The following is a 13,266-nucleotide window of genomic DNA, read 5'->3' as shown; positions in this document are numbered from 1 at the left end:
CCGGGAAAACCCGGGGCATTTTGCTTCTCAGAACACCTTTGCTATGAAAGCGAAGGTTATTGAACCGATGTCTTGCGACGACGGGCTACCACAAGGCCTGCCAGTCCAACCGCCATAAGTGCAATGGTGCCGGGCTCTGGAACCTCAACAGGTGTGCCGACTTTCGCGAAAAAATTGATGTTTGATAACGCAGGGATGCTGGTTTTTCCCGTAGTCAATTTAATCTCGAATGTTCCGCTGCCGTTCAACGGATTGCTTGTAAACATGACATCTTCGAACAGGTAAGAGACATGGGAATTACTGCCTTTGAAGGCAATAAAAAAGTCCAGAGTCAGTGGTAAATCAGCAGGATCTGCCGCTAGCCACGTTAAGGACCAATTTCCTGACGTTGAATTGATATCGCCTTCAATCGAGAAATTCACTCCGGCAATCGAGCCTGAGGAACTTCCACTTCCGTCTTGCTTGGCGATAGACGTGAACGTTCCCCAGTCATTTTCATAGGGATCTACGGGATTGCCGCCACCAGCACTACTCTCACCATCATCAAAATAGCAATCGTCCGCTGCGCTACCGTCCCAGGTGACATCATTAACGCTGAATTGACTTGGACCACTGCTGCAATAAATCGGAGCAGCATTGGCCCCACTACTCATCAACCCGAAGCTGAGCAATACGGCTGAAACCTTTAGCGTGTCCATTAACAACCGATGGTTGATCATTTTCATACTCCAGTAATGTCCGTTTTCTAGAGCCGGAATGGCTAGAAACTCTTCTCGTTGTTTTACTGCATTAGTCAGGCCAAATATAAAAATGCATTTATTTACAGAGGCCTGTGCAAAGATTGTTCAAAGCTCTTGCGCAAAGGTGTAAAAAAAACCGTCATGCCAGTGATTCCGGTTAATAAGCCACCGTGTAGATCACTTGGTCTCGCGCCTTCTGGCCATCCAAAGCCCCGCAAGGCTGACCCCCAGAATCCCCAGAGTGCCCGGTTCGGGAACACTCACGCTCCTGAGCATCAGGTTTGGTCCGAAATACTGGCTACCGCTGGCGGTTTCGCCGGGAAACCCGAACTTGTCGAGTCCGGCGTATCTGGCTTCGATCCAGGCCAGTCTCGGATCGGTGGAGATGCCGGTGCTACCTTTTTGAACCGCGTCCAGTGAATCCTCCAGCCGGTCAGCACCGATGACGTAATTACCGGCAGAAAGAAAAATGTCGGTTACATCGGTAAATAGCCACTGTCCCTGTTCGCTGGCCGAAGCAACTGCTATTGCCGAATCGTAAACCTGTGCAGAGGCAAGAAGATCGCCGTTTACCCGCCAGAGACTGACGGTCTGCGGCATATTGAGGCCATCGGCGCCCTGGTCCCAGAGACCAAGTGCGGTCAGGACAACGTCTTCGCCAAGCGAAAATTCCCATCCAAGGGTGTAATCACTTTGTGTTGCTTGTGATGCAGGGTTCAGCAATGAGCCATTAGCTTCAATATCCAGCCCGATTACTTCAGCATTGACTACAGAGGAAAAAGAAACCAGCAAGAAAGACAGGAAGAGAACATTCCGCACGACGCAACTCCGTTGTTTATTGTATGTATAAATTTCCATATCAATTGATTCATATACACATTTTGTGCCAGAAGCATTTTTTCTATTCGCTGGAAGGGGCTTGCTGGGAGAGGGGAGCAGAATCCCTGTCATACATGTAAAATAAATCGACACAGAACGATAATGTGGAAAGCTTCTATTGCGTATCGGGCCTGAATTCTGTTCCCTGAGGACACCCAGTTAACAAAATCCGTCGTAGACTGTGGATGACTTTTCACTAACCCATGCGTTCGCGCATGCCGGAACCGGAGATAGCATTATGAGTGACAGCACTTACACGCCGCCCAGAGTCTGGAAATGGGATTCGGAAAGTGGCGGACGGTTTGCCAGCATCAACCGGCCAATCGCGGGTCCTACCCACGATAAAGAGCTGCCGGTGGGCGAGCACCCGTTCCAGCTGTACTCACTGGCCACTCCCAACGGTGTGAAGGTCACCATTTTGCTGGAAGAGCTGCTGGAAAAGGGCGTTACCGGAGCGGAGTACGATGCCTGGCTGATCAAGATTCCAGACGGCGAGCAGTTCGGCAGTGGCTTTGTGGAGATTAACCCCAACTCCAAGATTCCGGCCATGGTGGACCAGAGCGTCAAACCTTCCCTCAGAATTTTCGAATCCGGCTCGATGATGCTTTATCTGGCGGAGAAGTTCGGTGAGTTCCTGCCTAAAGACATTGCCGGCAGAACGGAAACACTGAACTGGTTGTTCTGGCAGATGGGCAGCGCACCTTTCCTGGGAGGCGGTTTCGGGCATTTCTATGCCTACGCACCGGAGAAGTACGAATACCCCATCAACCGGTACACCATGGAAGTGAAGCGTCAGCTGGACGTGCTGGATCGTCAGCTCGCCAACAACCGTTATATCGCCGGGGACGAATACACCATTGCGGATATGGCCATCTGGCCCTGGTATGGCGCACTGGTGAAAAACCGGGTATACGAGGCAGCGGAATTTCTGGAGGCCCACACCTACAAGAACGTTATGCGCTGGGCGGATGAAATCGACGAGCGGCCCGCGGTCAAGCGGGGGCTGATGGTCAACCGCATCTGGGGCGAACCGGAGAAGCAGTTGCCAGAGCGGCATGACGCCAGTGATTTCGAAAACAAAACCCAGGATAAACTGGCCGCGGCACTCGGGCATTCGTAAGGAAAAATCATGGCAGATTCTGTGACCTGGCGGAAAGCGATACCGTCTTTCATAGTGGCACTGGTCGTTGGCTCGGTACTTGGCAGTCTCATACAGACCCAGTTCAACCTGTATGCGCTACAAGCACTGGGGGTAGAGATCAGTCTGTGGACCCGGTTGGAAACCAGTGTCCAGGATCTGCTTAATTTTGCGCCTCTATACGCCATTCTGTTCGGGCTCAGTTTTCTGTGTTCCCAGGGGCTGGCGTCGCTGGTAGTCAGGTTCACGGCCAAGGTGAGCCGGCTGTGGCTTTACCCGCTCGCGGCCGCCATCGGGCTCTGGGCGACTCTGGTGCTGGTGAATACCCTGGCGCCCATGCCCACGCTTATTGCCGCCACACGTGGTTTTGCGGGCCTGGTGTCGATGCTCCTGGCTGCGGCGTTTGCCGGTTGGCTGTTTGCGCGTCTGGTGACTGGCGCCCGCCGCCACAATGGGTATTCTGCGATACCGGTCATGTTGCTTGTCGTAGGCGCCGGCCTGGCTCTTCCGCAGTCAGAGGCTGTGGCGCAAGAAGTGCCTGGCTATAAGGTGGAAACACTGGCCGCAGGCCTTGAGCACCCCTGGTCGCTGGCTTTCCTGCCAGATGGGCGAATGTTGGTGACCGAGCGGGCCGGCAGACTGCGCCTGTTAACGGCGGATGGCGAGGTGATGTCAGGCCCGCTGGAAGGCGTGCCAGAGGTGTTTTCCTCGGCCCAGGCGGGGCTGTTCGAGGTGCTCCCCGCGCCGGATTTCCAGAGCAGCAGAATGATCTACCTGAGTTATGCCTGCGGCACCATGGAAGCCAATCATACCTGTCTGGCCCGGGGGAAACTCGGGGAAGAAGGGCTGAGTGACGTTTCCGAGATTTTCCGGGTGCAGCCGGCCAAGGCGGGTAACGCCCACTACGGCGGGCGCCTTGCCTGGTTGCAGGACAACACACTGGTGCTCACCCTTGGTGACGGCTTTGATTACCGGGAGCAGGCCCAGCGACGGCAAAACCATATCGGCAGCATTGTCCGCCTCAATCCCGATGGCAGTGTGCCCGCCGATAATCCATACGCCGGAAGCGACCAGTATCAGGGCGAGATATACAGCTATGGGCACCGAAACGTGCAGGGGCTGGTTTACGACAGTGAACGTGACCTTCTGATTGCGCATGAGCACGGTCCCCGTGGTGGTGACGAGATCAACATTATTCGTCCCGGTGCCAACTATGGCTGGCCTGTTGCCAGCTACGGGCTGGATTACACCGGCGCCCGTGTAACCCCCTATCAGGAGCGCGAGGGTATGGTGGGCCCGGTTCTACACTGGACGCCGTCCATCGCGCCCTCTGGCATGACGGTTGTCAGCGGCGACCTGTTTCCCCAGTGGCGGGGCGATCTGCTGATTGGCGGCCTGGTCACGCGGCAGGTACATCGCGTCAGGCTCGAAGATGGCGAGGCAAAGCAGGTCGGCATCCTGTTTGGTGGGCTGGATGAGCGTATCAGAGACGTGGAAACCGGCCCGGACGGGGCTGTTTACCTGCTGACAGACAGCGCTGACGGGCGTGTACTGCGGGTGACACCGAAGTAGGGCAAGTGCCTTGTACGGTTTCTCAGCAGAATGTGTATCTGGAAGCTATCATTAAGGGTATGAGTATCTGAAATCTGGCTCGTATGGAGGTTATCCCGTGACGAAACAGACGAAGAGTAAACCGCGTAACGTAGCCACCAAGCTGATCGAATCGCATCTGGTTTCCGGAAAGCTGAAACCCGGCGAGGAAATCGGGCTTGGCATTGATCAGACTCTGACCCAGGACGCCACCGGCACGCTTGTTATGCTGGAGCTCGAGGCTATGGGGCTGGACCAGGTCAAGACCGAGCTTTCCGCCCAGTACGTCGACCACAATCTGTTGCAGACTGACCACCGCAATCCTGACGATCATGTATTCCTGCGAAGCGCCTGCGAAAAGTTCGGAATCTGGTTCAGCCCGGCAGGCTCCGGTGTCAGTCATCCCGTCCATATGGAACGTTTTGGCAAGCCTGGCAAGACCCTGCTCGGTTCCGACAGCCACACTTGTGCTGCAGGCTCTCTGGGTATGCTGGCAATGGGCGCGGGCGGCCTGTCTGTGGCCATGGCCATGTGCGGCGAGCCCTTCTATCTGAATATGCCCCGGGTAATGGGGGTGAAGCTCACCGGCAAACTGCCGGACTGGGTGAGCGCTAAAGATGTGATTCTGGAAATGCTTCGCCGCCACGGGGTCAAGGGTGGCGCCGGAAAGATCATCGAATATTACGGGCCGGGCCTGAAACAGCTTTCGGCCATGGACCGCCATGTGATCGCCAACATGGGCCAGGAAATGGGCCATACCGCCACGGTATTTCCGGCGGACGACGCAGTGCGTGATTTTCTCAGGCAGCAAAATCGGGAAGAAGATTTCCAGAGACTGGAAGCCGACACCGGCGCCACCTACGATCTTCACGATGAGATTGACCTGAGCAAGCTGGAGCCTCTCATTGCGCTGCCAAGCAGCCCCGGCAAAGTGTTCCCGGTGAAAGAAGTGGCAGGTGAGCCCATCTATCAGGCCTACATAGGTTCGTCCGCGAATCCCGGCCTGCGTGATTTTGCGGTCCCGGCGTTAATGGTGAAAGGGCGCCAGGTGCATGAGCGGGTGTCGTTCGACATTAACCCCACCTCCCGTCAGGTCCTGGAAAATCTGGTGGAGCTCGGCCATCTGACGGATCTGCTGAGTGCCGGCGCGCGCCTGCATCAGACCGGCTGTAACGGCTGTATTGGCATGGGCCAGGCACCGGCAACGGATCAGATCAGCCTGCGCACAGTACCCAGAAATTTTGCCGGCCGCTCCGGCACCAGCGAGGACAAGGTGTGCCTCTGTAGCCCGGAAACCGCCGCTGCTTCCGCATTGACAGGGGTGATTACCGATCCGCGGGACCTGGATATGGACTATCCGGTCTTCGACGAGCGCAAGACCTTCTATGTGGAAGACCGGAACATTCGTCCTCCCGCCCGGCACCCCGAGCTGAGCATGGTTGAAAAAGGGCCGAACATCAGCACCTTGCCGAGCTTTAACGGACTTCCGGAATCGCTGGAGGCACCGGTTCTGCTCAAAGTGGGTGACGATGTGTCCACCGACGATATCCTGCCGGCCGGCTCCGAGATACTGCCGCTTCGCAGTAATATCCCGGCCATCAGTGAGTTCACCTATACCCGGCTGGATACTGGTTATCCGGAGCGGGCAAAGCGTTACCAGGCCAGTGGGTCGGTGATTGTAGGTGGCGACAACTACGGGCAGGGTTCAAGCCGGGAGCATGCGGCACTGGCTCCCCGCTATCTTGGCGTACGGGTGGTGATTGCCAAGAGCTATTCGCGCATTCACTGGCAGAACCTGTGCAGCTTCGGTGTGCTGCCCCTGCGATTCGTCACCCCGGAAACCTTTGACAGTATTGAGCAGGGTGACGGGCTGGTGTTTCACGGGCTGGTGGAGGCGCTGGAAGCAGGCGACACAATCCTTGCCGAAAACAGCCGCTCAGGCGAGCGCCATGAGCTCACCCACGATCTCAGCGATCGGCAGGTTCGCATGATCATCGCGGGTGGTTTGCTGAACATGATGCGTCAGACAATGGCCGCCTGATCCGGCCCCTAGTTTCGTGGCCGACGATCACCTTCCATGATCTTGGCCACGAACACCGCTTTGCCATAGGTCTCGAAGGACCATTTCATGGTGTCGGATAACACCTGCATCACGTCATCGTACTCCCCGAACATTTCTGTGCTCATGCGCCCCGGATAAATCTCGAGACCACTTTTTTCCAGTCGTTCGATCAGCGCCCGGATGGGCGGTTTATAGTCATCGGCTAGGGGGTAGCAGCTTAATTGCACGGATAAATACATAAGACCTCCTGGGTCAATAACCCATGGCTGAAGATGTACTGCGGCGGGGATCTGCACCGCCGTTCAGGGTGCCGTCGTGTTCGATCAGGATACTCTGAATAGCGCCCATGGCGCTCTTCTGAACCACCTTGTGGCCCATCCCTTCCAGGAGCTCAACGGTGTCAGGGCTGATGCCCTGCTCAATGCGGATTTCATCCGGCAGCCATTGGTGGTGGATTCTGGGAACGCTGACGGCAGATTGTATATTCATGCCATGGTCTATCACATTCAGCAGTACCTGCAAGGTGGTGGTAATAATCCTCGAGCCACCAGGGCTGCCGGCAACCAAATAGTTCCGCCCCTCCCGCCGGACAATAGTGGGGGACATGGAGCTGAGCATGCGCTTCTCTGGTGCGATTCTGTTTGCTTCGCCGCCAATCAATCCGTAGGCGTTGGGGACACCGGGTTTGGCGGAGAAATCATCCATCTCGTTATTGAGAAGAAAGCCGGCGCCCGCCACTGTGATACCTGAACCGTAACTGAAGTTGATGGTGTAGGTGTTGGAAACGGCATTACCCCAGCGGTCCACGATGGAGAAATGCGTGGTCTCTGGGCTCTCGAAAGCCGTCGGGTCGCCGGCACTGATCTCTACGGAAGGGCGGGTACGCTTCGGATCAATGCCATTACGGAGCTCTTCTGCATAGGCCTTGCTGGTCAGACCGGCAAGTGGCACCTCCACGAAATCGGTGTCTCCCAGAAACTTTGCCCGGTCGGCATAGGCCAGCTTCATGGCTTCGGCCAGGTGATGAATCCCGGCCGCGGAATTATGGCCCATGGCAGCGATCGGGTAGCCCTCAAGGATGTTAAGGATCTGGACAATGTGGGTGCCGCCGGAGGAGGGCGGAGACATGGAGTAGATATCGTGGCCGCGATAGGTGCCGTGAATGGGCTGACGCACGGCCGGCTTGTAGTTACGCAGGTCTTCCAGCGTAATCAGCCCGTCGTGACGCTGCATTTCCGCGACAATCAGTTTTGCGGTTTCGCCTTCGTAGAAGTCATCGATGCCGTGGTTGGCTATCCGCTCAAGGGTATTGGCCAGATCCGGCTGAACGAAACGTTCGCCCGGCTGCCAGGCAGTTCCATCTTTTTTATAGAAGGTATTCAGGGTGGCGGGCCATCGCGCCAGGCGTTCCCGGGCCTGCTCCAGGCCTTCGGTGAAACGGGCCGGTACGATAAAGCCGTCGCGGGCCAGGCGAATGGCCGGTGCCAGTGCCTGCTTGAGTGTCAGGGTGCCATGCCTGTCCAGAGCCAGGGCTAGCCCTGCCACCGTGCCGGGCACGCCCGCGGCTTTGTGCGTGAAGCGGCTGCGGTTCTGGACCACATTGCCGTCCTCATCCTGGAACATGGTTTCAGTGGCGGCTACCGGGGCCTTCTCTCGGTAATCAATTGCTTCCACCTCACCGCTATCGCCCGGGGCATAGAGCATGAAACCACCGCCGCCAATGTTGCCGGAGCGAGGCTGGGTAACCGCCAGGGCAAACCCGGCGGTTACCGCGGCATCGACGGCATTGCCGCCCTGTTTCAAGACCTCAAGTGCAACTTCTGTGGCCAGCGTATGGCTGGTGACTACCATGCCCTGGCTGGCGGTGACCGGATGAAAGCGTTCGCCTTCGAGAATAGCCTGCGCTCCGGCCAGGGCGGAACCGCAAAGCAGGATGGTTCCGGCGATTAACATCGTCGCCATTGAGCGGCCCGCTGAGGCTTTTACCGGCGTGACCCTTGGGGGGCGTCTGTCCATGCTGCTGTACCTCATTCTGCCTCGTTTCTGATGCTCAGATAGGCTATGATAGCCGGTCGATTTTAAGGGTGCCTGTTCAGGTGCCCGCTCTCCCAGATAAAGAGTAAGGAAAGGCTTAGATGGAGCACACCTATCGTCTTGTGATTTCATGCCCGGACCGGGTGGGAATCGTGGCCAAGGTCAGTAATTTTCTGTCGACCTATAATGGCTGGATTACTGAGGCGAGTCACCATGCCGACACCCACAGCGGCTGGTTTTTCATGCGTCACGAGATCAAGGCCAGTTCGATTCCCTTTGGCCTGGACCAGTTCCGCGCAGCCTTCGAGCCCATAGCTCGCGAATTCAGTATGGACTGGCATATCGCCGATTCGGCCAGGCCGAAGAAAGTCATTCTGATGTGCAGCAAGGAATCCCACTGCGTCGCGGATCTGCTCCACCGCTGGCACAGCGGCGAAATTAACGCCGAAATCGTGGCAGTGATTTCCAACCATGAAGATTTGAGGCGAATGGTGGAGTGGCACGACATTCCATACTATTGCCTGCCGGTGAACCAGAATAACCGTGACGAGGCATTCGGCGAGATTGACAGGCTGATCGAGCATCACGAAACCGATGTGGTGGTGCTGGCCCGTTACATGCAGATACTGCCCGCCAGTCTGTGCGAAAAATACGCGGGGAAAATCATCAATATTCACCACAGCTTTCTGCCGTCCTTCGCCGGCGCCCGGCCATACCATCAGGCATACAGCCGTGGCGTAAAGCTGATTGGCGCCACTTGTCACTACGTGACCCAGGATCTGGACGAAGGCCCCATTATCGAGCAGGACGTGATCCGCATCAGCCACAGCGACTCTATCGAAGACATGGTGCGCCTGGGCAAGGATGTGGAGAAAAGCGTGCTGTCGCGGGGACTCCGGGCGCACATTGAAGACCGTGTGATCACCTATGAAAACAAGACAGTAGTTTTTGACTGACTTTTGACGGACCAGGCAACCCACGTGGCCCGCTAAGGGATTGAATGTGGTAGTATTGGCGGTTTGTTAAAGAATAACTATGGGGCCGGTTGAACGGTCCTGAAACGACTTCCAGCAAATGCAAAGGAACCTTTCTCGATGGGTGAACTAGCCAAAGAGATCCTGCCGGTAAATATTGAAGACGAACTGAAGCAGTCCTACCTCGATTACGCTATGAGCGTTATTGTCGGCCGGGCACTTCCGGATGTACGGGACGGCCTCAAGCCGGTGCATCGCCGTGTGCTATTCGCCATGTCCGAGCTTAACAACGACTGGAACAAGGCCTACAAGAAATCTGCCCGTGTGGTGGGCGACGTTATTGGTAAGTATCACCCCCACGGTGACTCTGCTGTCTACGACACCATCGTTCGTATGGCTCAGCCGTTTTCCCTGAGGTATCCGCTGGTAGATGGTCAGGGTAACTTTGGTTCCATTGACGGCGACAACGCGGCCGCCATGCGTTACACCGAAATCCGCATGGAAAAGATTGCCCACTCGCTGCTGGCGGATCTGGACAAGGAAACCGTTGACTACGTTCCCAACTATGACGGCACCGAACAGATTCCCGATGTGCTGCCGACGCGGATTCCCAACCTGCTGGTGAATGGGTCTTCCGGCATTGCGGTGGGTATGGCGACCAACATTCCGCCCCATAACCTGACCGAGATCGTGAACGGCTGCCTCGCGCTGATCGACAACCCGGACCTGACTGTCGATGATCTGATGGAATACATTCCCGGCCCGGATTTCCCTACAGAGGCCATCATTAATGGCCGTGCCGGCATTGTTGAAGCCTACCGTACCGGCCGTGGTCGCATTTACATCCGCGCCCGCCACGAAATCGAGCACGACAACAAGACCAATCGCGACGCCATCATCATTACCGAGCTGCCGTATCAGCTCAACAAGGCCCGCCTGATCGAAAAGATTGCCGAGCTGGTTAAAGAGAAGCGCCTTGAGGGCATTTCCGAGCTGCGGGACGAGTCCAACAAGGAAGGTATCCGGGTAGTGATCGAGCTGCGCCGCGGTGAAAACCCGGACGTGGTGGTCAACAACCTGTTTGCCCATACCCAGTTGCAAACCGTGTTCGGTATCAACATGGTCGCCCTGATCAACGGCGAGCCCAAGATCCTGAACCTCAAGCAGATGCTGGATGCCTTTATCCGCCATCGCCGGGAAGTGGTCACCCGCCGCACCATCTATGAGCTGCGCAAGGCCCGTGAGCGCGGCCACATTCTGGAAGGTCTGACCGTTGCGCTGGCGAATATCGATGAAATCATTGCGCTGATCAAATCCTCGCCGGCCGCCGCGGAAGCCAAGGAAAAGCTGATGGCCCAGGGCTGGTCCCCGGGTGACGTGCTGGCGATGCTGGAGCGCGCAGGGGAAGACGCCTGCCGCCCGGACGACCTGCCGGAGATCTTTGGTCTTCGTAACGGCCTTTATCATCTGTCACCGGAACAGGCTCAGGCCATTCTGGATCTGCGTCTGCATCGACTGACCGGCCTTGAAACCGAGAAGCTTCAGAACGAATACAAGGAAATTCTGGAGAAGATCGCGGAACTGCTGGAGATTCTGGGCAACCCGAACCGCCTGATGGAGGTTATCCGTGAGGAGCTGGAAGCCGTCGTTACTGAATTCGGCGACAAGCGCCTGACTGAAATCACCAGTTCCAAACGGGACCTGACCATCGCCGATCTGATCGACGAGGAAGATCTGGTGGTGACCATCTCCCATGGTGGTTATGCCAAGACCCAGGCGGTGGAAGATTACCAGGCCCAGCGCCGTGGTGGCCGCGGCAAGGCGGCAACGTCCATGAAAGACGAGGATTTTGTCGAGAAACTGCTGGTCGCTAACTCCCACGATACCATTCTGTGTTTCTCTAACCGCGGCAAGGTCTACTGGTTGCGGGTGTTCGAGATTCCCCGTGCCAGCCGCGCGTCCCGTGGTCGTCCGATGGTGAATATCCTGCCGCTGGAAGAGGGTGAGCGCATCACCTCCTTCCTGCCCGTCCGGGATTATCCGGAAGACCAGTACGTGTTGATGGCTACGTCCGCGGGTGTTGTGAAGAAAACACCGCTGCCGAACTTTTCCCGTCCTCGTAGCAGTGGCCTGATCGCATTGAATCTCGATGAAGGAGACACCCTGATCGGCACCGCTATCACCAAGGGTGATGCCGAGGTCATGCTGTTCTCCACCGCTGGCAAAGCTGTACGCTTTAATGAAGAAGCCGTGCGTCCGATGAGCCGCACCGCGCGTGGTGTGCGTGGTATCAAAATGCCGGAAGGACACCATGTCGTTTCACTGATTATTCCGCAGGAGAATACAGTTCTGCTGACGGCCAGTGAGAACGGCTATGGCAAGCGCACCAATTTCGATGAGTTCCCCACCTATAGCCGCGGAAGCCAGGGCGTTATTGCAATGCAATGCTCTGAGCGCAATGGCAACCTGGTGACTGCGCTGCAGTTGTGGGAAGGCGACGAAATGATGCTGATCTCTGACAAGGGCACACTGGTCAGAACGCGGACCGATGAAGTCTCGGTGCTGAGCCGGAATACGCAGGGTGTTCGGTTGATCAAGTTAAGCCAGGAAGACGAGCGTCTGGTCGGCGTTGAGCGAATTGCTGAAACTGACGACGACGATCTGGACGAGGCTGAAACGGTGGAGGGCGCTCAAGCAGTAGATGGCGCTGAAACGTCAGAGGGCTCAGAAAGCTCTCCCGCTGATGATGCAAATGGTGAGGACAATGACCAGGGCGTATAACTTTTGTGCCGGCCCCGCCACTTTGCCGGAGGAAGTCCTGCGGCAGGCACGGGACGAAATGCTCGATTGGCAGGGCACCGGCATGTCGGTGATGGAAATGAGTCATCGCAGCGATGAGTTTGTCAGTATTGCCGAAGCCGCCGAGCAGGACTTGAGAGAGCTGGCCGGCGTATCAGATGACTACGCCGTACTGTTCATGCAGGGTGGGGCGTCCAGCCAGTTCGCCACGGTTCCGCTGAACCTGATGGGCGCGGACGGGTCTGCTGATTACGTCAATACCGGCATCTGGTCAAAAAAGGCGATCGCCGAGGCCAGTCGTTACGGCCGGGTAAACGTTGCTGCCAGTACTGAGGAAGGAGGTTTTACCTCCGTCCCGGATCAGGCGGATTGGCGCACGTCGCCGGAGGCAGACTACCTGCATTACACCCCCAATGAAACCATTGGGGGTCTGGAGTTTGATTTCGTGCCGGACTCCGGTTCTGTGCCGCTCGTTGCGGATATGTCCTCCACCATGCTTTCCCGGCCCGTGGACGTCTCGAAATTCGGGCTGATCTACGCGGGTGCCCAGAAAAATATTGGTCCTTCTGGCCTGGTGGTCGTCATTATCCGCAAGGATCTGCTGGGCAAAGCCCGCAAAGAAACTCCCACCATGATGAACTATCAGGTGATGGCGGATAACGATTCCATGTTCAACACGCCTGCTACTTATTCCTGGTACCTGGCCGGGCTGGTATTCAAATGGCTGAAAGCCCAGGGCGGCGTTGAAGCCATGGGCCGGATGAATCAGCGCAAAGCCCAGAAGCTCTACGACTTCGTGGATTCCAGCGATTTTTACGCAAACCCAATCGCGCCGCGCTTCCGTTCGTGGATGAACGTGCCATTCACTCTGGCAGACGACGCGCTGAACAATGATTTTCTGGCCGGTGCCAACGCCAGGTCACTGCTGAACCTGAAGGGGCATCGCTCCGTCGGCGGCATGCGGGCCAGCCTCTACAATGCCATGCCTGAAGCCGGGGTGGATGCCCTGATTGACTACATGACGGAATTTGCCCGGGAGCGTGGCTGATC

Annotated in this window: 10 protein-coding genes; 6 read left to right on the top strand and 4 right to left on the bottom strand. The window is 56.8% G+C overall.

Features of this window, described 5'->3' with window-relative positions; all coding sequences use genetic code 11:
- Positions 1-56: 56 nt before the first annotated feature.
- Both FPL19_RS16095 and FPL19_RS16090 read right to left on the bottom strand, forming a co-directional pair.
- Positions 57-725: a PEP-CTERM sorting domain-containing protein gene (locus tag FPL19_RS16095; protein WP_150914000.1), complete on the bottom strand. Its 669-nt coding sequence runs from the start codon at positions 723-725 to the stop codon at positions 57-59.
- 192 nt (positions 726-917) lie between these two features.
- A complete protein-coding gene (locus tag FPL19_RS16090) occupies positions 918-1,559 on the bottom strand; it encodes a PEP-CTERM sorting domain-containing protein (RefSeq protein WP_191965300.1) in 642 nt (213 codons plus the stop codon).
- Between the two features lie 298 nt (positions 1,560-1,857).
- On the opposite strand from FPL19_RS16090, the gene yghU reads away from it, so the two are divergent.
- From yghU to FPL19_RS16075, 3 genes are all read left to right on the top strand, one after another.
- On the top strand, positions 1,858-2,739 hold the full coding sequence (gene yghU, locus FPL19_RS16085; protein WP_150913996.1) for a glutathione-dependent disulfide-bond oxidoreductase: 882 nt from the start codon (positions 1,858-1,860) through the stop codon (positions 2,737-2,739).
- A 9-nt stretch (positions 2,740-2,748) separates the two neighbouring features.
- Complete coding sequence (locus tag FPL19_RS16080) at positions 2,749-4,329, top strand: PQQ-dependent sugar dehydrogenase (protein ID WP_150913994.1); 1,581 nt, start codon at positions 2,749-2,751, stop codon at positions 4,327-4,329.
- A gap of 97 nt (positions 4,330-4,426) precedes the next feature.
- Positions 4,427-6,388 carry an aconitate hydratase gene (locus FPL19_RS16075; protein ID WP_150913992.1) on the top strand — a complete coding sequence of 654 codons (1,962 nt, stop codon included), beginning with the start codon at positions 4,427-4,429 and terminating at the stop codon, positions 6,386-6,388.
- Positions 6,389-6,396: 8 nt separating this feature from the next.
- Here FPL19_RS16075 and FPL19_RS16070 read toward each other — a convergent pair whose 3' ends face one another.
- Together FPL19_RS16070 and ggt are read right to left on the bottom strand one after the other, a co-directional pair.
- Entirely contained in the window at positions 6,397-6,648 is a 252-nt protein-coding gene (locus FPL19_RS16070) for a thiamine-binding protein (protein WP_150913990.1), read from the bottom strand.
- Between the two features lie 13 nt (positions 6,649-6,661).
- Complete coding sequence (gene ggt / locus FPL19_RS16065) at positions 6,662-8,362, bottom strand: gamma-glutamyltransferase (RefSeq protein WP_191965307.1); 1,701 nt, start codon at positions 8,360-8,362, stop codon at positions 6,662-6,664.
- Positions 8,363-8,544: 182 nt separating this feature from the next.
- Between ggt and purU the strand changes: the two genes are divergently transcribed.
- The 3 genes from purU to serC all read left to right on the top strand — a co-directional run bounded on the left by purU (position 8,545) and on the right by serC (position 13,264).
- Entirely contained in the window at positions 8,545-9,399 is an 855-nt protein-coding gene (purU, locus tag FPL19_RS16060) for a formyltetrahydrofolate deformylase (RefSeq protein ID WP_150913986.1), read from the top strand.
- 138 nt (positions 9,400-9,537) lie between these two features.
- Complete coding sequence (gyrA, locus tag FPL19_RS16055; protein ID WP_225314457.1) at positions 9,538-12,198, top strand: DNA gyrase subunit A; 2,661 nt, start codon at positions 9,538-9,540, stop codon at positions 12,196-12,198.
- Positions 12,182-13,264 (top strand): 3-phosphoserine/phosphohydroxythreonine transaminase, encoded by a 1,083-nt coding sequence (serC, locus tag FPL19_RS16050; RefSeq protein WP_150913984.1) that lies wholly within the window; start codon positions 12,182-12,184, stop codon positions 13,262-13,264. Before gyrA ends, serC begins: the two co-directional genes overlap by 17 nt.
- Positions 13,265-13,266 lie beyond the last annotated feature (2 nt).

The sequence above is a fragment of the Marinobacter halotolerans genome (assembly GCF_008795985.1).
Lineage (GTDB): Bacteria > Pseudomonadota > Gammaproteobacteria > Pseudomonadales > Oleiphilaceae > Marinobacter > Marinobacter halotolerans.
Note: the sequence above shows the minus strand (reverse complement) of the source record. Positions and strands in the feature narration are given on the sequence as shown.